General features: G+C 61.2%; 21 protein-coding genes and 1 tRNA gene. 11 read left to right on the forward strand and 11 right to left on the reverse strand.

What is annotated here, in order from left to right:
- The first annotated feature begins 230 nt into the window (after positions 1 to 230).
- A complete protein-coding gene (locus tag AVO45_RS04065) occupies positions 231 to 2273 on the forward strand; it encodes an ASKHA domain-containing protein (protein ID WP_068344710.1) in 2043 nt (680 codons plus the stop codon).
- A gap of 24 nt (positions 2274 to 2297) precedes the next feature.
- Positions 2298 to 3155: a class I SAM-dependent methyltransferase gene (locus AVO45_RS04070; protein WP_068344600.1), complete on the forward strand. Its 858-nt coding sequence runs from the start codon at positions 2298 to 2300 to the stop codon at positions 3153 to 3155.
- 56 nt (positions 3156 to 3211) lie between these two features.
- Here AVO45_RS04070 and AVO45_RS04075 read toward each other — a convergent pair.
- From AVO45_RS04075 to AVO45_RS04090, 4 genes are all read right to left on the reverse strand, one after another.
- Positions 3212 to 3285 (reverse strand) — tRNA-Gly (locus AVO45_RS04075).
- 360 nt (positions 3286 to 3645) lie between these two features.
- On the reverse strand, positions 3646 to 4710 hold the full coding sequence (locus AVO45_RS04080; protein ID WP_068344601.1) for a methyltetrahydrofolate cobalamin methyltransferase: 1065 nt from the start codon (positions 4708 to 4710) through the stop codon (positions 3646 to 3648).
- Positions 4711 to 4719: 9 nt separating this feature from the next.
- Entirely contained in the window at positions 4720 to 5646 is a 927-nt protein-coding gene (locus AVO45_RS04085; protein ID WP_068344711.1) for a methylenetetrahydrofolate reductase, read from the reverse strand.
- A 25-nt stretch (positions 5647 to 5671) separates the two neighbouring features.
- The gene (locus AVO45_RS04090) at positions 5672 to 5968 is read right to left on the reverse strand and encodes a virulence factor (RefSeq protein WP_068344602.1); all 297 of its coding nucleotides are present in this window, start codon (positions 5966 to 5968) and stop codon (positions 5672 to 5674) included.
- Between the two features lie 238 nt (positions 5969 to 6206).
- Here AVO45_RS04090 and AVO45_RS04095 point away from each other — a divergent pair, with 238 nt between their 5' ends.
- Together AVO45_RS04095 and AVO45_RS04100 are read left to right on the forward strand one after the other, a co-directional pair.
- Complete coding sequence (locus AVO45_RS04095; RefSeq protein ID WP_068344603.1) at positions 6207 to 7319, forward strand: Ppx/GppA phosphatase family protein; 1113 nt, start codon at positions 6207 to 6209, stop codon at positions 7317 to 7319.
- Complete coding sequence (locus AVO45_RS04100; RefSeq protein ID WP_068344604.1) at positions 7319 to 8035, forward strand: RlmE family RNA methyltransferase; 717 nt, start codon at positions 7319 to 7321, stop codon at positions 8033 to 8035. Before AVO45_RS04095 ends, AVO45_RS04100 begins: the two co-directional genes overlap by 1 nt.
- Before the next feature lie 28 nt (positions 8036 to 8063).
- Here AVO45_RS04100 and AVO45_RS19635 read toward each other — a convergent pair whose 3' ends face one another.
- From AVO45_RS19635 to AVO45_RS04110, 3 genes are all read right to left on the reverse strand, one after another.
- On the reverse strand, positions 8064 to 8264 hold the full coding sequence (locus AVO45_RS19635) for a hypothetical protein (RefSeq protein WP_157770090.1): 201 nt from the start codon (positions 8262 to 8264) through the stop codon (positions 8064 to 8066).
- Positions 8265 to 8362: 98 nt separating this feature from the next.
- Complete coding sequence (locus AVO45_RS04105; RefSeq protein WP_068344712.1) at positions 8363 to 10282, reverse strand: multiheme c-type cytochrome; 1920 nt, start codon at positions 10280 to 10282, stop codon at positions 8363 to 8365.
- 35 nt (positions 10283 to 10317) lie between these two features.
- Positions 10318 to 11100 (reverse strand): YihY/virulence factor BrkB family protein, encoded by a 783-nt coding sequence (locus AVO45_RS04110; RefSeq protein ID WP_240482057.1) that lies wholly within the window; start codon positions 11098 to 11100, stop codon positions 10318 to 10320.
- Positions 11101 to 11372: 272 nt separating this feature from the next.
- Here AVO45_RS04110 and AVO45_RS04115 point away from each other — a divergent pair, with 272 nt between their 5' ends.
- From AVO45_RS04115 to cls, 4 genes are all read left to right on the forward strand, one after another.
- Entirely contained in the window at positions 11373 to 12452 is a 1080-nt protein-coding gene (locus AVO45_RS04115) for an AI-2E family transporter (RefSeq protein ID WP_068344606.1), read from the forward strand.
- Positions 12453 to 12734: 282 nt separating this feature from the next.
- A complete protein-coding gene (locus AVO45_RS04120) occupies positions 12735 to 14324 on the forward strand; it encodes an arylsulfatase (protein ID WP_082688645.1) in 1590 nt (529 codons plus the stop codon).
- 72 nt (positions 14325 to 14396) lie between these two features.
- Positions 14397 to 15368, forward strand: coding sequence for an HAD family hydrolase (locus tag AVO45_RS04125; protein WP_068344607.1), 972 nt, complete (start codon positions 14397 to 14399; stop codon positions 15366 to 15368).
- Between the two features lie 27 nt (positions 15369 to 15395).
- Complete coding sequence (gene cls / locus AVO45_RS04130; RefSeq protein WP_068344608.1) at positions 15396 to 16811, forward strand: cardiolipin synthase; 1416 nt, start codon at positions 15396 to 15398, stop codon at positions 16809 to 16811.
- On the opposite strand, the gene AVO45_RS04135 is transcribed toward cls, so the two are convergent.
- Complete coding sequence (locus AVO45_RS04135) at positions 16808 to 17242, reverse strand: potassium channel family protein (RefSeq protein WP_068344609.1); 435 nt, start codon at positions 17240 to 17242, stop codon at positions 16808 to 16810. The two genes, cls and AVO45_RS04135, sit on opposite strands and share 4 nt — an antisense overlap.
- 186 nt (positions 17243 to 17428) lie before the next feature.
- Here AVO45_RS04135 and AVO45_RS04140 point away from each other — a divergent pair, with 186 nt between their 5' ends.
- From AVO45_RS04140 to AVO45_RS04150, 3 genes are read left to right on the forward strand one after another with little or no spacing between them, the layout of a single operon-like run.
- Positions 17429 to 18076: an ABC transporter ATP-binding protein gene (locus tag AVO45_RS04140; RefSeq protein ID WP_068344714.1), complete on the forward strand. Its 648-nt coding sequence runs from the start codon at positions 17429 to 17431 to the stop codon at positions 18074 to 18076.
- Positions 18073 to 20487: an ABC transporter permease gene (locus tag AVO45_RS04145; protein ID WP_068344610.1), complete on the forward strand. Its 2415-nt coding sequence runs from the start codon at positions 18073 to 18075 to the stop codon at positions 20485 to 20487. Before AVO45_RS04140 ends, AVO45_RS04145 begins: the two co-directional genes overlap by 4 nt.
- Entirely contained in the window at positions 20477 to 21514 is a 1038-nt protein-coding gene (locus AVO45_RS04150; RefSeq protein WP_068344611.1) for a lipocalin-like domain-containing protein, read from the forward strand. The genes AVO45_RS04145 and AVO45_RS04150 overlap by 11 nt, the downstream gene beginning before the upstream one ends.
- A gap of 31 nt (positions 21515 to 21545) precedes the next feature.
- Here the strand turns inward: AVO45_RS04150 and AVO45_RS04155 are convergent, their stop codons facing one another.
- The 3 genes from AVO45_RS04155 to AVO45_RS04165 form a co-directional block, all read right to left on the reverse strand.
- Positions 21546 to 21977, reverse strand: coding sequence for a universal stress protein (locus AVO45_RS04155; RefSeq protein ID WP_068344612.1), 432 nt, complete (start codon positions 21975 to 21977; stop codon positions 21546 to 21548).
- Positions 21974 to 24583, reverse strand: a complete 2610-nt coding sequence (locus tag AVO45_RS04160; protein ID WP_068344613.1) for a TRAP transporter permease — start codon at positions 24581 to 24583, stop codon at positions 21974 to 21976. The genes AVO45_RS04155 and AVO45_RS04160 overlap by 4 nt, the downstream gene beginning before the upstream one ends.
- A gap of 104 nt (positions 24584 to 24687) precedes the next feature.
- Entirely contained in the window at positions 24688 to 25656 is a 969-nt protein-coding gene (locus tag AVO45_RS04165) for a TAXI family TRAP transporter solute-binding subunit (protein ID WP_068344614.1), read from the reverse strand.
- Positions 25657 to 25677: the final 21 nt, after the last annotated feature.

Consider the following 25677-nt stretch of genomic DNA (forward strand, 5'->3'; position numbering starts at 1 on the left):
ACCCCGTTTGGCGGTGACCCTATGGCATGGTTCTTGCCCGAGGAAAACCCCTTCCAAAATACTCTTCAACGCTCTTTCACGCGTCGCGGTGCGTTTGACGCCGTCGGCAGGCCGCGGAAACCGACAAAAACGACGCAACATGACCAAAACCTGCCGTTCAATGCCTTTCTCTTTTCCGCCAAGCCCATATGTTGCCCGGCATACGCGTGAACACCAAAGGCAAGTCACTCATGACCAGCGATCCCCTTGTCGTCTTCACCCCGTCGGGCAAACGCGGCCATTTTCCGGTCGGCACTCCGATTTTGACCGCGGCGCGCCAGCTGGGCGTCGATCTCGATTCGGTGTGCGGCGGGCGCGGCATCTGCTCGAAGTGCCAGATCACCCCGAGCTACGGCGAATTCCCCAAGCATGGCGTGACGGTCAAGGAAGATGCGCTGAGCGAGTGGAACGCGGTCGAGCAACGGTATGACGAAAAACGCGGCCTGAAACCGGGGCGGCGCCTCGGGTGTCAGGCGACGGTGCAGGGCGACGTGGTGATCGACGTGCCGCCCGAAAGCCAGGTCCACCGCCAGGTCGTCCGCAAGGCTGCCACGGCGCGAGCGATCACCATGGACCCGGCCACGCGCCTCTACTTCGTCGTGGTCGAAGAACCCGACATGCACTCACCCACCGGCGATCTGGAGCGGCTGGAGCGTGCCCTGCGTCAGCAATGGGATATCGAAGCCGTTCGCGCTGATCTGTCGCTTCTGTCGAAGCTTCAGCCGACGCTCAGGAAAGGCAAATGGGAAGTGACGGTCGCGGTTCACAAGGACCACACGGACCGGGTGGCGCAGATCGTCGAGATCTGGCCCGGCCTGCACGAAGGCGGTCTGTATGGCCTTGCCATCGACCTCGGCTCGACCACCATCGCCGCGCACCTGACCGACCTGGAAACCGGCGAGGTCAAGGCTTCCTCGGGCCTGATGAACCCGCAGATCCGCTTTGGCGAAGACCTGATGAGCCGCGTGTCCTACGCCATGATGAACCCGGGCGGCGACAAGGAAATGACCCAGGCAGTGCGCGAGGCGATCAACGACCTCGCCACCGCCATCGCGGCCGAGGCCGGCATCGACCCCGAACTGATCGTGGAAACCGTGTTTGTCTGCAACCCGGTCATGCATCACCTGCTGCTGGGGCTGGACCCGGTCGAGCTGGGCCAGGCACCCTTTGCGCTTGCCACCTCTGAAAGCCTGTCGCTGCCCGCGCGCGAGATGGACCTGACCGCCATCAACCCACGCGCGCAGGTCTATATCCTGCCCTGCATCGCGGGCCATGTCGGAGCAGACTGTGCCGCCGTGGCGTTAAGCGAGGAACCGGGGAAATCCGAGGACCTGGTGTTGATCGTCGATGTCGGCACCAATGCCGAGATCCTGCTGGGCAACACCTCCCGCGTTCTTGCCTGCTCGTCGCCCACCGGACCGGCCTTCGAGGGCGCACAGATCAGTTCGGGCCAGCGCGCCGCGCCTGGCGCGATCGAGCGGATCGAGATCGACCCCGTGACCAAAGAGCCCCGTTTCCGCGTGATCGGGTCCGACAAATGGTCCGACGAAGAAGGGTTCGAGGCCGACATCGCCACCACCGGCATCACCGGCATCTGTGGCTCGGGCATCATCGAGGCCGTGGCTGAAATGCGCATGGCCGGGCTGCTGGACGAAAGCGGCCTGATCGGCTCGGCCGAGCAGACCGGCACTTCGCGCTGCATCGCCGAAGGCCGAACGAACGCCTATCTGATCCACGATGCCAGCGCCGAGGGCGGGCCGCGCATCACCGTGACCCAGGGCGACATCCGCGCCATTCAACTGGCCAAGTCGGCGCTCTATGCCGGCGCCCGCCTGCTGATGGATGAAATGGGCGTGGACAAGGTGGATCGCATAGTTCTGGCCGGGGCTTTCGGCGCGCATATCTCGACCAAGCACGCGATGGTGCTGGGCATGATCCCGGACGCACCGCTGGACAAGGTCTCCAGCGCGGGCAACGCGGCCGGCACCGGCGCGCGCATCGCGCTGTGCAACATCGCCTCGCGATCCGAGATCGAACGCGTGGTGCGCGAGATCACCAAAGTGGAAACCGCGATCGAACCCAAGTTCCAGGAGCATTTCGTCGCCGCCAACGCGATCCCGCACAAGACCGATCCGTTCCCGGAGCTGGCCAAGGTCGTTACGCTGCCTTCGCCCAGCTTCAACACGGGCGGGGACGATGAAAACTCTGGTCGCCGCCGTCGCCGGAGGGCATAGTCGCCTCCGAAAGCGGAGGTCAGAATGCAGACGGTCAACGAGGAACAGGCGGAATACTGGGGCAAGTCCGAGTCAGGCGTCAAATGGCTGACATTCGAGGACCAGATCGACCGCGTGTTTCAGCCGGTGCTGGATCTGGTTCTGGACCGGGCGGAACTATCTGATGGCATGCGTGTGCTCGATATCGGCTGCGGCACCGGCGCCAGCACGCTGGCGGCCGCACGGCTCGTCGGGCCTTCGGGCCATGTTCTGGGCGTCGACATTTCCGCGCAGTTCCTCGACCGCGCCCGCGCCCGCGCGGCTGCCGAGAGCGCAGCCAATGTCACTTTCCAATTGGCCGATGCGCAGGTCGAGCCTTTCGAGCCGCAGGACCGGGATGCAGCGATCTCTCGGTTCGGGGTCATGTTCTTCAACGACAACGTCGCCGCCTTTGCCAACATCGCCGAAGCCTTGAAGCCCGGTGGGCGCATGACATTTGCCGCATGGGGAGAGTTGTCCGGAAACCCTTGGTTCCGGATTCCGCATATCGCGGCAACGTCGGTTCTGGGGCAGCCCCCCAAGGTCGACCGGAACGCCCCCGGCCCGCTCGCCTTTCATGACATCGACCGCGTGACGGGGCTGATGGCGCAGGCGGGGCTGACCGATATCCACGGCGAAGCCATCGACCTGCGACTGAACCCGGTTGGCGACATCGAAGAAACGGCAACACTCTGTACCCGTCTTGGCCCGGCGGCCCGCGTTCTTGCGCACTTCAACGGAACCGAAAAAGACGCCAAAACGATTCAGGGCAAAGTGGCCGAAGCCCTCGAACACTATGCCGAGGGCCACGTCGTGCGCTTGCCCGCCAAAATCAACCTGTATCAGGCCCGACGAGCAGGATAATCTTTCCGCACCACGTCAGGCCAGCACCGTTAACTTTTGTTTTTGTTGATGTTTACTGGAGCGGGTAGCGGGAATCGAACCCGCGCGTTCAGCTTGGGAAGCTGACAGGCTACCATTACATCATACCCGCCGCAGGCATCGAAATATCATCACGAGCCAGACAGGTTCAAGATGATTCCGCAGCGGATTTTGCCATCCGAAACGTTTTCGCCGCCCGTTACCGACGCCGCACCTATCGTCGGGTCCGCCCCGGCAAAGGGGCCGGCCTGCGCGTTTCAGCGCCCGGAAGTCCGGATATCGCCGGGCCGGGCCAAGTCAGGGCGCACGCGTGAATCCCCCACTCATCACCCTGCTCTCCAGCCATTTTGTTGCACCTCAATAGCCACCTGTCCTAATGCGCTCTGCAGTCTGGCGGCAGCTCGAAACTTCGCAATCCAAAAAAAGACCGGGCAAATTGCCCGGCCTTCTTTGCATTGCCTTTCAGGTGCGATCAGGCGCGGCGACGACGGCCACCGCCACGACGGCCTCGGCCCTCGGCTTGCTCCGCTCCGGCCTCGGCAGGAGGCTTGTTGAACTTGATCCATTCGCCGCCATGCGGGTCGTTGTTGGTCAGCAGGTTGGCCGCGCGGATGGCCTCCATCTCCTTGCCGGCGCGCGGCTTGGTCGAGCCCATTCCGAACATCTGGACGAAGGTCTCGTCATCCATGCCATCGGGCAGAATGATTCCGGCAGCCGCGACTTCGGCCTTTTTCTCGGCGATCTTCTTCTGCGTGACCGGCAAGGCCACCGGGTTCATGATGGCCGAGGTCATGCCTGCGGCCATCGCCATCGGCAGGAAAGCATTGTTGATGCCGTGGCGGTTCGGCAGGCCAAACGAGATGTTCGAGGCGCCGCAGGTCGTGTTCACACCCAGTTCCTCGCGCAGACGGCGCACCAAGGCAAAGACCTGCTGGCCCGCAGTGGCCATCGCGCCGATCGGCATCACCAGCGGGTCGACCACGATGTCGTGCGCCGGGATGCCGTAATCGGCTGCACGCTGCACGATCTTCTTGGCCACCTCGAACCGCACATCCGGATCTTCGGAGATCCCGGTGTCATCGTTCGAGATTGCCACCACCGGCACGTTGTATTTCTTGACCAGTGGCAGAACAAGTTCCAGGCGCTCCTCCTCGCCGGTGACCGAATTCAGCAACGGGCGGCCTTCGGCAGCCTCGAGCCCGGCCTCCAACGCGCCCGGAACCGAGCTGTCGATGCACAGCGGCACATCGACCAGACCCTGCACCAGTTCGACGAGCTTGGTCATCAGCGGCGGTTCGGTCTCGTTCGGGTTCGGGTTCGAGTTGTAGACCACACCGGCATTGATATCGAGAACGGTGGCCCCTGCAGCCACCTGCGCCAGAGCGTCCTTTTCGACTGTCGAGAAGTCGCCGGCCTCCAGCTCGGCGGCCAGTTTCTTGCGGCCCGTGGGGTTGATCCGCTCGCCGATCACGCAGAACGGCTCGTCAAAGCCCAGGACGGCGGTTTTTGTTTTTGATTCTACGACTGTACGGGTCATGTCCGATCCTTAGGAGTTTACGGGCTTTGCCGAAGCGCCGCCGTTTTCGATGGCCCAGTTGGCGTTGGTCTTGATGCCGCCAAGCGGGAAGAAGTGCACATTGGTGATGTTGAACTCGGGGTTGGCCGCCTTGTGTTCGGCCAGTGCGGTGATCACGTCGGTCGGCTCGTAGGGCAACAGCAGCTTGGACACGTCCATAGCGCGCTTCTGCAGCACCTTCAGCGACGGGCCCACACCGCAGGCGATCGCGAACTTGATCAGCGTCTGCAGCTTGGCCGGACCGGCGATCCCGATATGGATCGGCAGGTCAATGCCGGCCGCTTTCAGACCGTCGGCCCATGCGATGATCGGCTTTGCGTCAAAGGCAAACTGGGTGGCCAGCGCCATTTCGGCATCGGTGGTTTCGTTGAATTTCTGCTTCCAACGCAGTGCCTCGTCGACGTTTTTGGTCGAGCCGTCCGGGTCGATGTCCTTGTTGCCCTCGGGGTGACCTGCGACATGCAGGCGCTTGAAGCCCGCCTTGTCGAACAGGCCGGTTTCCATCAGCTGCATCGAGCAGTGAAACTCGCCATGCGGCTTGGCAACGCCACCGGCCAGCAGCAGCGCCTGATCGACGCCGGCCTCGCCCTGATACATGGCGATCCAATTTTCCAGCGTCGCCGCGTCCTTGATGATCCGCGCCGGAAAGTGCGGCATCACCGGAAAGCCTTCGGCCGCGATCCGCTTGGCGGTCTTGACCATGTCTTCGATGGGCGTGCCCTCGATATGGGCGATGTAGACGCGCGTGCCTTCGGGCAGCAGGTCGCGAAAATCTTCGACCTTCTCGGCGGTGCGCGGCATCACCTCGATCGAGTAATCCTTGAGAAACGCTTCGACGGTCGGATTCACCGGGGCCTTCTCGGCCGACTCGCGTTTCTTGAAGTTCAGCAAAGCCATCAAGGCCTCCATTCAATAAAGGGGCTCATGCCCAACCGTCGTTGGCGATCAGGGCCTTGAGGCGCTCCTGATCAAACTCAGCTTGCAGGCGCAGCGCCTCTTTCTCGGCGATCTCGGCAGGCTCGCCATCAACCGCGAAAGGTTCGGCCTTGCGCCATTCGGCCAGGTAGGCATCGGTGTCCTGTGCCCCTACCTTCATGGCGGCACGATCGATGGCTTGCTCGAACCGCTCTTCCAGCTGCCGCTTGGCCCCGCGTCGGCCCTTGCCGACGATGACCTGGGCTGGAATGTCCCGCCAGTAGACGATGGTGACATCAGGCATTGCGAATGATTCCTCCTAACCAGATGAACCGGTTCTAAACGGCATTGGGGGGCGGGGTCGGTCGGATTTCGACACCTGCCGTATTTCCAGCGACTTTTCGATTACCGTGGCACCCCCAGCATGTAACCGATCCTTCACCTGTTTCAGAGATCAAAATTCTCATGACCTTCATGAGCCGCTTGCGCCAACGACCGGGGCAACCTATGGTCGGGGTAACTCGAAATCGGAGGGCGTGAACATGGCGCCCAGGCGTCCCAGAGGTGCGGGCGCGTTCCCGAAAGCGGTCGAAAGCCCCGTGCCTGGCAAACCCGATCCGGATGCGCTGTATGCGGCACTGGATCTGGGTACAAATAGCTGCCGCATGTTGATTGCCCAGCCCAAGGGCAGCGGTTTTCATGTGGTGGACAGTTTTTCCAAGTCCGTGCAACTCGGGGCCGGGCTGGAACGGACCGGACGTTTGTCGCGGTCCTCGATGGCGCGCACCATTCAGGCGCTCAGAATCTGCCAGCAAAAGCTCAAGCGCAACAAGGTCACACGGATGCGCCTTGTCGCGACCGAGGCATGCCGCAGAGCCCGCAATGCGCGCGACTTCATCCGTCAGATCAAGCGTGAAACGGGACTCACGCTCGAGATCATCCAACCCGAGGAAGAAGCCCGTCTTGCGGTGATCTCGTGCGCGCCGCTGGTCTCGACCAAGACCGAGCAGCTTCTGGTGGTGGATATCGGTGGCGGCTCGACCGAGTTGGTGTGGATCGACATCTCGTCGGTTCCGCGCCGCGACCGGCCCGCCTCGATCATGCGGCTACACAACGGGTTTCACCCGCCCGACAGCCCGTTTCCGGCCGCCAAGGTGGTGGACTGGATCAGCGTTCCGTTGGGGGTCGCCACCCTGCGCGACCAGTTCCACGACGTCGAGGATGACGCGGCCCGTTTTGCGCTGATGAGTTGGTATTTCGAGGAAAACCTGGCCGACTTCGCCCCCTACAAGGACGAACAGGCGCGCGAGGGGTTCCAGATCGTCGGCACCAGCGGCACGGTAACCACCGTGGCCGCCTCGCACCTGGGACTGAAACGTTACGATCGCACCAAGGTCGATGGCTTGCGGATGACCTCGGATCAGATTGACAAGGTGATACGAGGCTATCTAGAACTCGGCCCTCACGGCCGCCGCCGCGACCCGCGCATCGGCGAAGACCGTCAGGCGCTGATCATGTCCGGCTCGGCCATCTTGCAGGCCCTGTTGCGCTGCTGGCCGACCGATCGGCTGTCTGTGGCTGACCGGGGCCTGCGCGAAGGGCTGCTTTACGCGCAGATGAGCGCGGACGGCGTATTGGAAGACGGACCATTCTGATGGCAAAGAAACCGACCGGAAAAAACACCTCGGGCCGTGGGCAGCGCGACCTGAAGGTCAAGGTCAAGACAGCGCGGGGGCGCAAACTCAGCTCGACGCGGTGGCTGCAGCGGCAGTTGAACGACCCCTATGTCAAGCGGGCGCAGGCCGAGGGGTATCGCGGACGCGCGGCCTACAAGATCATGGAACTGGACGACAAGTTTCGCTTTCTCGTTCCGGGGGCGCGAGTGGTCGATCTGGGCTGTGCGCCGGGAGGGTGGTGCCAGGTTGCCGTCAAACGGGTGAACGCGCTGGGCGAAAAGCCGGGAAAGAAGATCGGCAAGGTTCTGGGCATCGACCTGCAGGAGGTCGAACCCATCGCCGGCGCCGAGATCCACCAGCTGGACTTCATGTCCGACGAGGCAGACGAGAAAGTCAAGGAATGGCTGGGCGGGCCGGCGGACGTTGTGATGTCGGACATGGCCGCGGCCTCGTCCGGGCACAAGCAGACGGACCACCTGAGGATCATGGCCCTGTGCGAAACGGCCGCCTATTTTGCCTTTGACGTGCTCGAGCCGGGCGGCACCTTCGTCGCCAAGGTTCTTGCGGGCGGGGCCGAGGGAGAGCTCCAGAAGCTGCTCAAGCAGAAGTTCCAGAAGGTCGCCAACATCAAGCCGCCATCCTCGCGCTCGGACAGCTCGGAAAAGTTCGTGGTGGCAACCGGCTTCCGGGGTTGAGAGGTTTTCGCCCTGCCGTCGGTCCGGGTCAGCGCGGTCGGCGGGTGATGGCAAGGCGCTGCTCGCGAAGCGACGCCATCGCCTGCCCTTGCAGCATCAGTTCCTCGCCGCGATTGATGTCACGACATTTCATCTCAGAAATCCGGCGACAGGCTTCTTCGGTTGGCTTGTTTCTAAGAAGGCCTTCCACCGCCTGAAAGCGTCTGGGACCTGGAACATCATCACGCATGGCACACCTGAAACCTGGAAAGGGCCAATTCCCCTGGCCCTGCCATAGCATCCGATTGTGCTGTCAAAGTGGCGGAAACCTGGCCTTCGCTTGCCGCCTCATGGCCGCAATTCGGCCGCAAGCCTCTGCAACTGCGGATCGTTGGGCAGAATATCCAGCGCCTCGCGCAGAACGGCACGGGCCGCCGCCGGGCCACCGTTGATCTGCGCCAACCGGACCAGCATCGGCCAGGCCTCGGCGCGCTGCGGGTCCATCTTTACCACCTCGCGAAACGCTTGTTCTGCCGCTTTCGCATCGCGAAGGGTCAACGCCATGCCCCCCAGCACCATATGCGTTTCGGGAAAGTCCAGGCGATTGGACAGCGACCGCCGCCAATCGGCCATGGCCCGCCCCACCAACGCCTTTTGGCTTGGCGACAGCGTCTCTGCCCGGACTGCCAGGAACTCCCGCGCCGCTGCAAGACGCACCGACTGCATCCCGTCTTGCAATAGCGGCGACAGACGCGTGACACGTTCATCGACCTGAGCAGACCTCTGCAAGGCCACGGCATTGGCCCGGACCAACGGGTCGCCGTCGGACAGAAGCGGAGCGGTTTGACCGGAAATTTCAGGCGATCCGTAGGGCTGCAGCAGGTAAAGCGCCGTCGCCCGGACGATCGCCGGCTGCTTCTGGCTCGATGCCAGAGCGAGCAGTTCGGAGGCGGCGTCATCGGAGGCCTCGAAAGCCTTTGCAAAGGCTTCTCCGAAATGCGCCCCCCGCCTGTCGGATTGTGGAAACCATTCGGCAATCCTCTCGGCCGCCCAATCCTGCCCCTTGTTCCCATGACAATCGGTGCAGGCATCCGGCGCGCCGATCCGGGCGCCAAGTTCGGGCCTTGGGATACGGAAACTGTGATCGCGCCGGCCGTCAACGCCCATATAGACCCGCTCGATCATGTGGCAGCTTTTGCATTGGGCACCCTCGCTGTCTTTCGGGTGATGGTGGTGTTCCGGCGAGTCGTATGCCTGCTTGGCAAGCGTCGGAAATTCGGCATTGCCCACCGGCGAGTGGCATTGGGTGCAGACGGCATTTCCCTCGGCCTTCAGGGTCGCCCCATGCGGTTCATGACAGTTCATGCAGCCGACACCCTTGGCATACATCTTGGACTGCAGGAAGGACCCGTAGACATAAACCTCGTCCAGGATCTGCCCGTCCGGGTGGTAGAGACCGGGCCTGAGAACGGACAGGTTGTAGGCATCATGAAAGGCCGTTCCGGGCAGTGGGTTTCCATCCTGCAGCGGTTCGCGGCGGGAATGGCAGCCCGCGCATTGCTGGATTTCCGCCTCGGTATCGCCCTTGCCCCAACTCATCGTGAACCCGTATTCATCCACCCCTTCGGCAAGCGCCTTGCCGGTGGCCCAGTCCAGATGGGCCGAGCCGGGACCGTGGCAAGCCTCGCAACCCACGCCGATTTCAGACTGAGAGGAAGAATACCGACCTGTCTTCGGCCCGTAGTTCTTCTGAAATCCGGTGGCGTGGCACTCGGCGCAGCGTCCGTTCCAGTTCTTGTAAGGGCCGGTCCAATGCAGCCCGTCGTCGGGCGGCAGGTCCTGGTCGGGATACAGGTGAAACCATTCGCTTTTCTCGGTGTCCCAAACGACATCGAAGCTTTGCAGCCGCCCCGGTTCGGTTTCGAACAGGTATTGCTGCAACGGAGCGACGCCGACCACGCTGTGCAGCTTGTATCGGGCAGTCGTTCCGTCCTTTTCTGTCACCTCTGCGAAATAGTCGTCGCCTTCCGTGGAAAACCGCACGGTCATTCCGTCATGCGAATACTCGGTGCCGTCGAAATTCGCCAGAACCGTATCCGGGCCGGGCTTGGTCCATGCCTTGGCGTGATGTGACGAGGCCCAGGCGCTGACTTGTTCCTTGTGGCAGTCGGCGCAGCGGTCAGAGCCTACGTAGGCGGGAACCTGAGACCAAGCCGGGACGACGAGGAAAAACAGGGTAGACAGCGATGCCAAGGACAGGTGGGACATGAAAAACCTTGAATAATCCGTTTGCATGAATTTCGTCATCCGGTCGCCTTGCTTCGGGGCCTCTTCTGGCGCAGGTCCATCAAAGCGCCGTTGAATTCGGCCCCCAGTATCAGAATGGCGGCGCTTAGATACAGGTAGATCAGTCCGGCCATGACACCGGCAAGCCCGGCATAAGTTGTGCTGTAGGTCGCAAAACTACCGATGTAGATTGCGAATGCCCGGCCGCCGGCCGCCCACAACACCAGCGTAAGAACGACCCCCGGCAGGATCTGCCGCAAGCTGTGCCGGTGTGGAGGCAATATCAGATGGGCGCCGATGACGGTAACAGTCGGAAGGGCCACTGCGAAGGTCCAGCGCAACCGCTCTATCGAAAACACCTCGGTTGCATTGACCGCCGTGTGTTCCGAAACCAGTTGGGTGTAAACGGGCAGCACCACTTCGACCGTAGCCACGGCCAGAATGGCGGCGCCGCCTACGAGGACCAGAACAATCGCAAACAATTGCGCCTTCCAGAATGGCCAGGTATCGACATCATGATAGGCTTGGGTAATCGCAACCCGCACCGCGTTCACGCCGTTCGAAGCGAAAAAGACAGCCAGCAAACCGCCCACCGTGATAACACCCGACCCCGCTCCTTCGAGAACGCCCCTCAGCTCGGCAATGATCGGGTCGGCCACCTCTTTCGGCCAGGTTCCGAAGATCAATTCGATCAATTCATCGGTGACATACCTTTGAGACAGGCTGCCGGCCAGGCCCACCGTGAACAGCATGAAGGGAAACATCGCCAGCATCAGCGACATGGCCACGTGACTGCTCATGACGAAACCGTTTTTGGCAATGAACCTGCTGACCGCAAGCCGCAAGGCGCGGAACGGCAGTGCCAAAGAAGGATTCGATGAGGCGGTCATGCCGCCACCCTAGACCGACTTTTCGTTGGGAAGAACCCGCCTGATCACATCATTTTCGCTTGCCATGGCAGATAACCCGCTGGCGCCATTGCACAAACGGTCATAGCCGTGCAGGATCACCCCTGCGCCCGCGCAGGAACAACTGCCAGTCGCGAGAACCACGCCAGTTTGCGAGCCGCCAGATGGATAGGGAATCCGAGAGAAACAGACTCCACGCGCGCCTGAGCCTGCCGGTCGCACGCGACATCATGATCGTCGGTACACTTTCAGTTCTGGCGCTCTATGCGGGGGCCGGCTTTCTGATACCGTTGACCGTCGCTTTGCTGGTCAACGTCCTGATCATTGCGCTGAGCGACCGGTTCATCGCCCTGACCCATGCCCCCATCTGGCTGGCGAATCTGGCCGGGGTCACTGTCGTTCTCGCAGGCCTGTTTGTGATCATGTATGTGCTTGGCAGCCAGGCCACGCAATTCGTTCGCGAGATCAACACCTACGAGGACGAATTTGATACCGCCGTCCGGAGGATCACGGGGCTTGTCGGCAACGATGTAACCACTTTCATACGGGACAACCTCATAAGCATCGACCTGGCATTCGTTGCCCGCGCCGCGGTCGGCAGCGCCACCTCGTTGCTGAACCACTTCCTTCTCATAAGCCTGTATGTCGCCTTCCTGATGGCCGAGCGAGTGGCCTTTCGAAAAAAGATCCGCCTTGCCGCGCGCAGTCCGGAACTTGGCGCGGACCTGTCTGCGGTCATGGATGCGATTTCCATCAGCCTGCAACGATATGTCGGGGTAAAAACCTTCATCAGCGCCGTAACGGCGCTCATCAGCTATGGCATATTCCGACTGCTGGGCCTGGAATATGCCGAGACCTGGGCGGTTCTGACCTTCGCCCTCAACTTCATTCCGTCCATCGGCTCGATCATCGCGGTCGTCTTTCCGGCCTTGATCTCGCTCGTTCAGTTCGAATCCATCGGCCCGTTTCTTGTGATCGTGTTCGGCTGCGGGACTTTGCAGTTCCTGATCGGCAACTTTCTGGATCCGGCAATGCTTGGCCGGTCGCTCAACATGTCCACCTTTCTGGTCATTCTCGCATTAACCTTCTGGACGACGGTCTGGGGGATCGTTGGCGCCTTTCTCAGCGTCCCGTTGACGGTCTGCATCCTCATCATCTTCAGCCACGTCCCCGCACTACGGCCCGTTGCGATACTGATGTCACTGGACGGGAGGCTGGGCGAGACCGACGCAGACCGGAAATGAGGAACAGCGTCGAACCCGACCCAAATAGATTCCCGGTGTTTTTCTTGACGTTACGGAAGCCCAATCTGTTCGTTTGACTTGCTTGGCGATCACCCGCTAACCTGCCGCTGCATTCTTTGGATTCCATTTATTTCAATTCTCCTTATGGGACCAGAAGTTTGCTGCCGAAGTCTTCTTTGCTGAAGACTTTTCATCCACGAGTCATCCACGAGGCCATTGCCCCCTGCAAGCTTCAGGTAAAATGGCGCAATAGAGAAACATGAATTTGTCAGGAAACAAGTCATGAATTTGTCAGGAAACAAGAAAGGTGGTTGGCGTTCCTTCCTGCGCTCTTTGACCACCGCAACCTTTGCAGCCGTTGTCGCTTTGCCTGCCCTCGCGCAAGAGCAGAAGCCCAACATTCTGGTCATCTGGGGCGACGATGTCGGCCAGTCGAATATTTCCGCCTACACGATGGGCATGATGGGCTATCGCACCCCCAACATCGACCGCATCGCCAACGAGGGGATGATCTTTACTGACTATTACGGCGAACAGTCCTGCACCGCCGGCCGGTCGTCATACATCACCGGACAGTCGGTGTTTCGCACCGGCCTCAGCAAGGTCGGTCTGCCGGGCGCTGAACTGGGCCTGAAGGAAGAGGACCCGACCATCGCCGGGCTTCTCAAGGCCGAAGGCTACGTCACCGGGCAATTCGGCAAGAACCACTTGGGCGACCGGGATGAACATCTGCCGACAAACCATGGATTCGACGAGTTTTTCGGCAACCTCTACCATCTGAACGCCGAAGAAGAACCGGAAAACGAAGACTACCCGCAAGATCCGGAGTTTCGTGAACGCTTCGGCCCGCGCGGGGTCATCAAATCCTCGGCCGATGGCAGTATCGAAGATACCGGCCCGCTGACCAAGAAACGCATGGAAACGGTTGACGAGGAAACCATCGCCGCCGCCATCGACTTCATCAAGCGCGCTCATGAACAGGGCCAGCCCTTCTATGTCTGGTGGAACGGGACCCGCATGCATTTCCGCACACATGTGAAAGACGAGATGCGCGCCAAGGCCAACGAGATCGCAGGCAAGAACGTGGATGAATACACAGCAGGCATGATCGAGCACGACTTGCATGTCGGCCAGCTTCTTGACCTGTTGGATGAGCTTGGCATCGCCGACAACACCATCGTGCACTACTCGACCGACAACGGCCCGCATTACAACACCTGGCCCGATGCCGCCGCGACCCCGTTCTTCGGCGAGAAGAACACGAACTGGGAAGGCGGCTGGCGCGTGCCCTCGATGGTGCGCTGGCCCGGCAAGATCGCGGCCGGTTCGGTCACCAACGAAATCGTGCACCACATGGACTGGCTGCCCACCTACCTGCACGCCGCCGGGCATCCCGGCATCAAGGAAGAGCTGAAGCAGGGCGGCGTCCAGGCCATCGGTCGCGAATACAAGGTGCACCTGGACGGCTACGATATCCTGCCGCTGCTGACCGGTGAAACCGACAAGAGCCCGCGCAACGAGATCTTCTATTTCTCGGATGACGGTGATCTGACGGCCCTGCGCTACCAGGACTGGAAGATCATCTTCATGGAGCAGAAGGAGTACAAGACGCTTCGCGCCTGGATCGAGCCTTTCACGCCGCTGCGCGTGCCGCTGATCTTCAACCTGCGCCGTGATCCCTATGAGCGCAGCTACCGGACGTCGAACACCTACTACGACTGGCTGATCGACCGGGTCTATTTCCTGGTGCCGGCCCAGGAATATGTGGCGAACTTCCTGGCCACCTTCCAGGAATTTCCGCCGCGCCAGAAGGCCGCCAGCTTCAGTCTGGATCAGGTCATGGAGAAGATGGCAGCTCCTGTAGGCGACTGATCCAAGTCTTCGCAGTATCGTGGGCCGCCGAGTTTCTCGGCGGCCCTGAATGTTGAAACAGGAATTTTCTTGATGCTCAGATTCCCTCTACTGGCCGCAGGCGTTCTGACCGCCAACCTGGCCGCCGCCGACCCTCTGCCTTCGTGGAACGAAACCCAAGCCAGGGATCGGATCGTCACATTCGTCGAGTCGGTGACCGACCCGGAGTCGCCAGACTATGTTACCCCTTCCGATCGTATCGCGGTATTCGACAACGACGGCACGCTATGGGCCGAACAGCCCGCCTATTTCCAACTGTTCTTCGCCTTTGACCTTTTGGCAGAGCTTGCCGCAGAAGATCCGTCGATTCTGAGCTCGGACACTTTGAAAGCGGCCGCAGAGGGTGATCTGGAGACCGTCCTGAAGGGCGGCGAGGAAGCGCTGATCGAAGTGGTGAACGCCTCGCACTCTGGTCAGAGCGTCGATGAGTTCCAGACCGATGTCGAAGAATGGCTGGATGCCAGCCAACACCCCGATACCGGTATGGCTTTTGACGAAATGACCTATCAGCCGATGGTCGAACTGCTGCGCTATCTTAGGGACGAGGGGTTCAAGACCTACATCGTGTCGGGTGGCGGCATCCACTTCATGCGGGTTTTTGCCGAACAGGCCTACGGCATTCCGCCCGAGCAGATCCTCGGAACATACGGCAACAGCACCTATGACGTGATCGACGGCGTTCCGACCATCGTCAAGGCACCGGGTATCGCCTTTGTCGATGACAAGGAAGGCAAGGCCATCAACATCGACCGCATCATTGGCAAACGCCCGATCTTTGCGGCAGGCAACTCGGACGGCGACTTTGCCATGCTGGAATGGACCACCTCCGGCCAAGGTCCCCGGTTTGGTTTGATCGTCCATCATACCGACGCCGAGCGCGAATGGGCCTATGACCGCGACAGCCACATCGGGCGCCTGGCAAATGGGCTCGACAAGGGGCCGGATATGGGCTGGCTGATCGTGGATATGGCGAAGGACTGGTCGCGGGTTTACACTGGCCGCTAGCAACCGTTCGAAAGGTCTCTGGCTTTCATGTGGACCATATTCGTCTCTGCAAGCATTTTTGCGCTTTACTGCGCAGCCATTTACTTTTCCCTGCGCGCAGCACAGACCGCGCGCACCCCGCAGGGCGCAGTCGGCTGGGTGGTGTTTCTGCTGTCTGCGCCGGTTTTTGCGGTGCCTCTGTATCTGTTCCTCGGGCATCACCGTTTTCGGGGCTACCGTATCGCGCGGCGCGAAAGTGAAAGGGTCATCGAAGGGATAAAGGACCACGCGAACTTTGTGCGCCCCGACCCGGCGACCATGAAGATCAATCCCCTACCCTTCGAGGAGATCGCGAATCTGCCGGTATCCCGTGGCAATGGCGCCGAATTGCTGATCGACGGCGAGGCGACTTTCGAAGCGATTTTCAACGCCATCGACGCGGCCAAGTCCTACATTCTCATCCAGTTCTACATCGTACGCGATGACGAACTGGGCATTGAATTGCAGGAAAAACTGATCGCCGCCGCCAAACGCGGGGTGAAAGTGCGATTTCTGACGGACGCGGTGGGCAGCTACGGCTTGCCGCGCAGCTACTACGATACAATGCGTGAAGCCGGTGTCGATGTTGCCGCCCAACGGAAACGCAAAAAGGGGCCTGTATTCCGCTTTCAACTCAACTACCGCAACCACCGCAAGACCGTGGTGATCGACGGAAAGGTCGGTTTCATCGGTGGCCACAATGTCGGGGTCGAGTATCTGGGTCAGGATCCTGAATTCGGCCCGTGGCGGGACACCCACCTGCGCCTGGAGGGGCCGGTCGTCCGGCAGTTGCAGCTTATCTTCGTCGAGGACTGGCACTGGGCCTGCGGCGAAGATCTGATCGATGAGCTGGACTGGACACGCTTGCTGTCCGAGCAGGACATGAGTGGCCTGATCGTCGCCACCGGGCCGGGAGATCAGACCGAAACCGGGGCCATGATGTTCTTTGCGGCCATCACCGAGGCCAAGGAGCGCATCTGGATCGCCAGCCCCTATTTCGTGCCGGACATCGACGTAACCACGGCCCTGCAACACGCCGCACTGCGCGGTGTCGACGTTCGCATTCTGGTGCCGGATGTGGCCGATCACACGATTCCATGGCTGGCCGCATTCGCCTATTTCGACGAAATCCGGGAGTGTGGGGCCAAGGTGTTCCGCTATACCGAAGGTTTCATGCACCAGAAGGTTTTCGTGGTCGATGATACGCTTGCAGCCGTTGGAACGACGAACCTGGACAATCGCTCGTTCCGCCTGAACTTCGAGGCGATGGCCCTGTTCTTCGACCATCGGGCCGCCGAAGCCATTGCCAGGATGCTGAGTGATGACTTCGCTGAAAGCCGGGAACTTACCCTATTGCTGCACGAGCAGCCCGCGCGCATACGCCACGGCGCTCCGATCGCACGACTGTTTGCACCCATTCTCTAAGCCAGAAAACGGCCCTCGAAGATCTTGGTCATCAAGGCCACCAAATACGCAGTGGACAGACCAAAGGCCAGCAGGCCGGTCACCGATGCGAAGGTCCCGAAGATTCGCAGGTCATGCCCCAAGACGACGTCCCCATATCCAACGGTCGTAAACGTCACCAACGAAAAGTATAGGGCTGTATTCCAGTCCGGCAGAACCGAACCCAACACCCAGACCACCGCCCAGATCCAGACCTGAATCGTATGAGTCGCGATGATAAAGACCAGGGCAAGGCTGACGGGGCCGGCAGTACGTATGATCTGCCCCTTGTGAATCCATTTCTGCGACAGGTGCCGCAGTACAAGCGTGCACCACGTCAGAAAAACGATCTCGACCAGAACGCAAACACCCAGGTAGACACTGCCCCAGAGTATTTGTTGTGCCAGCGTCATGCCGATTTCCTCTCTTAACAGGTGGCCTTTGCACGCGCAGATTGGCCGCAAGTTCCGCGCGGAACAAGCCCCATCCCAACTTCTCTGCTGGTTAAAAATATTGTGGGAAACGGATTTACCCGGACCAACGCACTGGACAGTGCTCGTTCCGGTTGCACATTGTGGATGGAAAAAACGGAACTGGTCATGCTTTTGTCAATAGAGCACGTTCGAAAGGCCTATCCGGGCCAGCGCCCGGTCTTGCAGGATGTTTCGCTCGCGCTGGACCACGGAGAGACACTCGCGCTCACCGGAGAAAGCGGAAGCGGCAAAAGCACCTTGCTCAACCTGGCAGGTGCGCTCGATGCTTTTGACAGCGGTGAGATTACGCTGGACGGCAAGGCACTGTCCGCCCTCGACGATACCGGTCGTGCAGACCTGCGGCGGGATCGTGTTGCGCTGGTTTTCCAGCAGTTCAACCTGATCCCGTCCCTGACAGTCGGGCAGAACCTTGCCTTTCATGCGCGGCTCGGGGGGCGATTGGACAAGGCGTGGCTGTCCGAGCTTTCGCATCGGCTGGGTCTGGCGGATCTGCACGACCGCTACCCGGAAAACCTGTCCGGGGGCCAGCAACAGCGGGTCGCCATAGGACGCGCCTTGGCCGCTCGCCCCAAGCTTCTGTTGGCCGACGAACCGACCGGAAATCTGGATGAAAACGCCAGCAGGGAAGTCCTGGACCTGATGCTGGAACTGGTGCGGGAAACCGGTGCAGCTCTCTTGCTGGTTACCCATTCGGTCGAGATCGCCAACCGACTGGACCGACGCGCCCATCTGGCTGGTGGGAAGATCACATGATTGCCCCGGTCGTCCAGGCGCTTGCGTCACATTGGAGACGCCACGAGGTTCAACTGGCGACGTTGCTGATAGGGATCGCCCTGGCGACCGCCCTTTGGTCCGCGGTTCAGGCGATCAATGCCGAGGCGCGGGCCAGCTATGCACGCGCCGACGCGCAGCTCTCCGTGGGCCAATTCGACGAACTGCACGCACCCGGCGGTTTCATTCCCCTCGAGCTTTACGTGAAACTGAGACGGGCGGGCTGGCAGGTCGTGGCCGTTCTCGAAGGCCCCTTCCGCGTCGACGACCGCACCTTGCGGGTCATCGGCGTGGATCTTTTGTCATACCCTGCCCTGCCGGCGATTTCCGAGGCCCGCACCGGACCGGAGCCTCTTGGGCTGACAGAGATCCTTACCGCACCGGGACGGATCTTCGCCCGCCCCGACCTGGCCCCCTTGCTCGCGAACCACCCCGAACTGCCTCCGCTCATCGAAACCACCGCGGTGCCGCCGGATCTGATCCTGACAGACATCGGCGTGGCCGAGAAGCTGTTGAGTAAAAGAGGCCAGATCTCTCGGCTGGTCATCCTGCCCGATCAACCGGCAGGCCTTCCGCCATTGGCCGACCTCGCGCCCGAGTTGGAGCGAGTTCGACCGTCCGAGGCGGTAGACACGGCGCAACTGGCGAACAGTTTTCACCTCAACCTGTCCGCATTCGGCCTCTTGGCCTTTGCGGTCGGCCTCTTCATCGTGCATGGAACGGTCGGTCTGGCTATGGCGCAACGCCGCGGGATGTTCCGAACGCTGCGCGCATTGGGGGTTCCGCTGGCCCTGTTGATCCGAATGGTTCTGTGCGAACTGACGGCCATTGCGCTTGTAGGCGGCTTTCTCGGGCTGGTTCTCGGGTATTTTCTGGCAGGAGCGCTGTTGCCGGACGTCGCCGCCACGCTGCGCGGCCTCTATGGCGCTCCGATGGAAGGCCACGTGGTCCTGCGCCCCCTCTGGGTGGGTGCAGGGTTGGCCATGGCGGTTGGCGGAACGCTGCTGGCCAGCGGTCAATCCATGTGGCGCCTGTCGAAGTTGCCGCTTCTGGACGCGCCCGGACTGCAAGCGTGGCGCACCGGCATGACCTCTCCTCTGCGCACCGCCAAATACGGCGGCGCGCTGATTGCTACGGGCACGGCGACGCTAATGCTTGGCGATGGGCTGGCAGCCGGCTTCGTGATGCTGGCCGGCCTGTTGGTAGGGGCGGCGTTGCTTTTGCCCGCATTGCTGGCGCTGTTTCTGACCGGTTTCGAAAGACGCGCGAACGGCCCGGTCGCACAATGGGTCTGGGCCGATATGCGCGCGCAACTGCCGGGCCTGTCACTGGCTCTTATGGCACTGCTTTTGGCGCTGGCGACCAATATCGGTGTCGGAACCATGGTATCCAGCTTTCGCCTGACCTTCATAGGGTGGCTGGACCAGCGCCTGACCTCGGAGCTATATCTAACCGCGCGCGATGACCAGCAGGGTGCGGAGATCGCTGAGTGGCTGCGTCCGAGGTCTGACGCTGTCCTGCCCATTCGGCGTGTCGAGTTGCGCCACGAAACCGGCCCACTGTTTCTATACGGAATCGTGGACGATCCGACCTACCGGCAGAACTGGCCGCTGATCGCCTCGGCGCCGGATGTCTGGGACCGCGTGGCTGCGGGTGAAGCGGTGCTGATCAATGAACAACTGGCGCGGCGTGCCAATCTTTGGACCGGCGATCGACTGACCATCGCGCCGGATTGGTCGCTTGAAATCGCAGGCGTCTATTCTGATTACGGAAACCCCACCGGACAGGCCCTTGTGGCGATGCAGCAGTTCGACCTCCATGTGCCGGGTGCGCCGAACCGGCGTTTTGGCATCCGGACCGATCCGGCAAAGGCAACCGAACTGGCGCAAGCACTGAGGGACAGGTTCGACCTGCCGCCCCAGGCCGTGATCCACCAAGCCGCGATCAAGGCGCAATCCCTGGAGATTTTCGAGAACACCTTCGTCGTGACCTCTGCCCTGAACATTCTGACCCTTGGCATTTCGGGGTTTGCCATTCTGACCAGCCTTCTGACACTCTGGACGCAGCGTCTACCGCAGGTCGCCCCGGTCTGGGCCCTGGGGCTGACGCGCGCGCAACTGGCGCGACTGGAACTGCTGCGCAGCGTCCTTCTGGCCGCCCTGACAGCCTGCCTCGCGCTGCCGCTCGGCCTGATCCTGGCATGGATTCTGCTGGCCATCATCAATGTCGAGGCCTTCGGCTGGCGGCTTCCGATGCATCTGTTTCCATTCGACTGGGTGGTCCTTCTGGCTCTGACGCTGCTCGCCGCCGCCGTGGCTGCGGCGATCCCGGCCCTGCGGTTGAACCGCCTGCCACCTTCGGATTTGCTGAGAGTTTTTGCAAATGAGCGTTAGATTTCTGCCCTTGTTCCTGTTTCTGCCTTTCTCCGTTCTGGCTCAGGGATTTGCGGGTCTCGGCACGGACGCAGAGGGATACGAGACGCCTCGCCCCGGCTATGAATTCCAGTTCCCGGCCGACCACGGCGCGCACCCGGCGTTCCGCATCGAGTGGTGGTATGTGACGGCGACGCTGACCGGCGATGATGGCGAGAGCTACGGCATTCAGTGGACCTTGTTTCGCTCGGCGCTCAAGCCATTCGAACGACAAGGCTGGCAAAACCCCCAACTCTGGATCGGACACGCCGCCGTTACAACGGCAGAGCACCACCGGTTTGCCGAGCGGATCGCTCGCGGCGGCATCGGACAGGCCGGGGTGATCGCCACGCCGTTTTCCGCCTGGATAGACGATTGGGAAATGGCCGGCCCCGACATGGAGACGTTGTCGCTGTCCGCGCGCGGCGCGGATTTCAGCTATGAGATGAACCTCAAGGCACAAGGACCGCTGGTCTTTCACGGCGACCGCGGCTTTTCGGTGAAATCCGCCGATGGCCAGGCCAGCTACTACTACTCGCAACCAGCCTATGCCGTCACCGGCAGTCTGCGCCTGCCCGAGGGCGACGTTCAGGTGACAGGGCAGGCCTGGATGGATCGGGAGTGGTCGTCGCAACCCTTGTCCAAAGACCAGACGGGCTGGGACTGGTTCTCGCTGAACTTCGATAGTGGCGCGCGGCTGATGGCCTTTCGATTGCGCGGAGCACGCGGCGATTTCACCTCGGCCACATGGATCGCGCCGGATGGCACGACACGGTCAATCCCTGACGGGCTCGTGGAGACGGCACCACTGGAAACCGCCCGGGTAGCAGGGCGTGAGATTCCGGTGCGATGGCGTCTGAAACTGCCTGCGGAAAACCTGGATATCGAGGTTTCCGCGCTGAACCCTGACGCCTGGATGGAAACCTCCTTCCCATATTGGGAAGGCCCGGTGACGGTGGCTGGCACTCACCAGGGACGCGGCTACCTCGAAATGACCGGCTATGAATAAATGCCCCGCAGCACGCGGGGGAATGCCCAGCTTAGCGGACCACGTAAACCGAAACGTTGGAATGGCGGATCACTCGTGAGGCGTTGGGCCCCAGAAGATAATCCTTGATGTCCGGCTTGTGTGCACCGATCACGATCAGGTCGCTGCCTGCGGCTTCCGCCGCTTTCAGGATTTCCTGGTAAGCGGTTCCAGTCGCCACAACATGCCGGACGGAGGAGTTGCGCTCTTTGCCCAAGGCCGACTCGCACATCTCTACCAGCCGGTCATGGGCCTCTTTCACCGCCTTATCGTGGAACCCGGCCTCGAAGAACCCGGAAACCCAGGTTTCTCCGAAATCGGGCAGAACCGTCACCACGTCCAGCTGCGCGCCGTCCAGATCGGCCATCCGGGCTGCCTGCTGCAAGACCGGGACATCGTGATCACCATTGCTGAGGTCAATGGCGCAAAGCACTGATTTGGTCATGCGAGTACTCCTTGTCTTGCGGCGCGGCCGCGTTGCAGGAAGGCGATCAGGCCCAGAAGGAGAAGCGCAGGAATGAACATGAGCTCCTTGGGCAGTCCCTCGGCACGCTCCAGAACGGACACGATGCGAACTGGCTCATCTCCGTAGAAGTCATAATTGCCGAGTGTTTCGAAAAGCGGCGTCCCCGGGAACGGCTCTTCCAGCTTGAGCATGCCATCCTCTTCGAACACCAGCAGGCCCTGCGCTTCAAGTCGCGCAGCCCCATCGGCACCTTCGCCGATCGTTAGCGTGACATGAGATTCGCGCAGCTTGCCGGAATCGAAATCCGGGCCCTCTACGACAAGACGCCATTCGGTGCCAGGCTCGACCGCGCCAGCCTCTTGCACCAGCTCAGACGGTGGAATCTCGGCGTAAGGATCCTGCACCATGTTCATGAAGAAACCGGGCCGGAACAGCGCGAATGCGATCAGGATGAGAGCGACGCTTTCCCAGATCCGCGAACGGGTCAGGAACCAGCCCATGGTGCCCGCGGTGAACACCAGGATGCCGATGGTCGCCACGATGAACACGATGATGCCCTGCATCCACGTCACATCGATCAGCAACAGGTCGGTGTTGAAGATGAACACGAAGGGCAGCGCCACGGTCCGCAGGCTGTAGAAGAAGGCCACGAAACCGGTGCGAATGGCATCACCGCCGGAAACGGCCGCCGCGGCAAAGCTGGCAAGCCCCACGGGTGGCGTCACATCGGCCATGATCCCGAAGTAGAAGACGAAGAGATGCACCGCGATCAGAGGCACGATCAGGCCCGAATTGGCACCCAGTTGAACCACCACGCCCGCCATCAGTGAACTGACCACGATATAATTGGCCGTGGTCGGCAGGCCCATGCCCAGCACGAGGCTCAAGAGGCCCACCATCACCAGCATCAGGATCAGGTTGCCCCCCGACAGGAACTCGACCAGATCGGCCATCACCTGCCCGACACCCGTCAGGGTGACGGTGCCGACGATCACGCCGGCGGTGGCCGTGGCCAAAGCGATACCGATCATGTTGCGCGCACCATCGATCAGACCCTGCCAGAGGTCATGCAGGCCTTCGGCGAAAGTGGCGCCCATATTGCTCTGCCCGCGCAAGATCGCCTTGAGCGGCTTCTGTGTCACCAGGATCACGAAGAGAAGCAGCGTCGCCCAGAAGGCCGACAGTCCCGGCGACTTCTGTTCGATCATCAGGAAGTAAACCAGAACGATGATCGGCAGCAGGTAATACAGCCCAGACTTGTAGATCTCCGCAACCTCGGGAAGCTCGACCTTCTCGGCACTGGGATCATCGGCTTCGAGATCCGGCCCCTTCGCCGCAAGCCAGAGCAGCGCGAAATAGGCCAGGAATGTCAGAACGGCCAGCACCCAGCCGGAATTCTCTGGCACTGCCGCCACGATCCAGCGGATCGGATACTGGACACCGTAGCAGAGCAAAGCAAAGCCCACGAAGAACACCGCCATGCCGGCGATCGTGCGCCCGAGCGAAACCACCTTGTCGCCCAGCGTCGGCATGTTCAGCTTCACCGCTTCGAGATGCACGATGTAGATGAGCGCGATGTAGGAAATCACCGCCGGCAGGAAGGCATGGGTGATCACCTCGACATAGGAAATGCCCACATACTCCACCATGAGGAAGGCAGCCGCCCCCATCACGGGTGGCATGATCTGTCCGTTGACCGACGAGGCCACCTCGACCGCGCCGGCCTTTTCCGAGGAAAAGCCCACGCGCTTCATCAGCGGAATGGTGAATGTGCCCGTCGTCACGACGTTCGCGATCGAAGAGCCCGAGATCAGACCGGTCGCAGCAGACCCCACGACCGCTGCCTTTGCAGGCCCGCCGCGCAGGTGGCCAAGGGCCCCGAAGGCCATCTTGATGAAATAGTTCCCAGCCCCGGCCTTTTCGAGCAAGGCTCCGAAGAGCACGAAGAGGAACACGAACTTGGTCGAAACCCCCAAGGCGATGCCGAACACGCCTTCTGACGTGATCCACATGTGGCTCATGGCCTTTTGCAGGCTGGCGCCCTTCCAACGAATGACTTCAGGAACCCATTCGGAGGAGCCAAAGAACACGTAGGCCAGAAAGATCGTCGCGATGATCGCCATGGCCGGCCCCAGCGCCCGCCGGGCCGCCTCGAACAACAACAACAGGCCCGCCAGAGCGAACCACTTGTCGGTATGGTCGGCCAAGCCGCCGGCGTCCACGATTTTCTGGTAGAAGATATAACCATACAGCGCGATACCCGCGCCGACGATGCCCATGATCCAGTCCTGGATCGGAATATAGTCGCGCGGGCTGGATTTCAGGGCCGGATAGGCCGCGTAGGCAAGGAAGATGGCAAAGGCCAGATGGATTTGCCGCGAATTGTTCACGACGCTGCCGGGCAGCACGACGTTCGAAATCGGCGAGGCCAGAATGACCTGGAACACCGACCATATGACGGCGACGATCGCCAGAAAAAGACCGACATTTCCCGCCGGATCGCGAGCGCCGGCATCCGAGGATGCGACCAGTTCCTGCAGTTCTTCTTCGGAGAGCGGACGATTGCCGTGCGGCTCGGAGGTCATTTGCTTGTTCCCCTTCCCGCTGCCGTTGTCTGTCGGCAGCTTGTTTTCTTGTCACGGGTATGCCACGGGGCGCCGCATTTGCGCCCCGTGAGCTTGGTCCAGGCTTACTTCAGCCAGCCCTTTTCCTTGTAGTACTTCTCGGCACCCGGATGCAGCGGCGCCGACAGGCCGTCCTTGATCATTTCTTCCGGCTTGAGGTTGGCAAAGGCCGGGTGCAGCTTCTTGAAGTCTTCAAAGTTCTCGAACACCGAGGAAACCAGCGTATAGACGGCATCTTCGGACACATTGGCCGAGGTCACCAAGGTAGCGCCCACACCAAAGGTGTGCACGTCATCAGGGTTGCCGCGATAGGTACCGCCCACGATGGTCGCTTTGCGGTAGAAGGTATTCTGGTCAACCAGCCTGTCGATGCCCGGCCCTTCGACGCTGACCAGCACCGAGTCACATGCTGTGGTTGCCTCCTGGATCGAACCCGAGGGGTGACCCACGGTATAGACCATCGCGTCGATCTGGTTGTCGCACAGCGCGGCGGATTGTTCCGCGGCCTTCAGCTCGGTGGCCAGGGCGAAGTCTTTCATGGTCCATTCCTTGGCCGCCATCACGACTTCCATTGTGCCGCGCTGACCCGAACCGGGGTTGCCGATATTCACCCGCTTGCCCTTGAGGTCGTCAAAGGTCTTGATGCCGGAATCGGCGCGTGCGACGACCGTGAACGGCTCGGGATGGATCGAGAAGACCGCGCGCAGGTCTTCGAACTTGCCCGCATCCTGGAATTTCGAAGACCCGTTGTAGGCGTGGAACTGCCAGTCGGACTGCGCGACGCCAAACTCAAGCTCGCCCTCACGGATCGTGTTGATGTTGTAGACCGAACCGCCGGTCGACTCGACCGAGCAGCGAACACCATGTTCCTTGCGCCCCTTGTTGACCAGGCGACAGATCGCGCCCCCGGTCGGATAGTAAACACCGGTTACCCCACCAGTGCCAATTGTAATGAATTCCTCCGCGAATGCGGCCGGTGCCACGAATGCCGCCGTGACAATGGCACTGAGGCTGAGTTTGTTGATCTTTTTCATCTGAGAACTCCCAAGGTGTTG

Source organism: Ruegeria marisrubri (genome assembly GCF_001507595.1).
In the GTDB taxonomy this organism is placed as follows: Bacteria; Pseudomonadota; Alphaproteobacteria; order Rhodobacterales; family Rhodobacteraceae; genus Ruegeria; species Ruegeria marisrubri.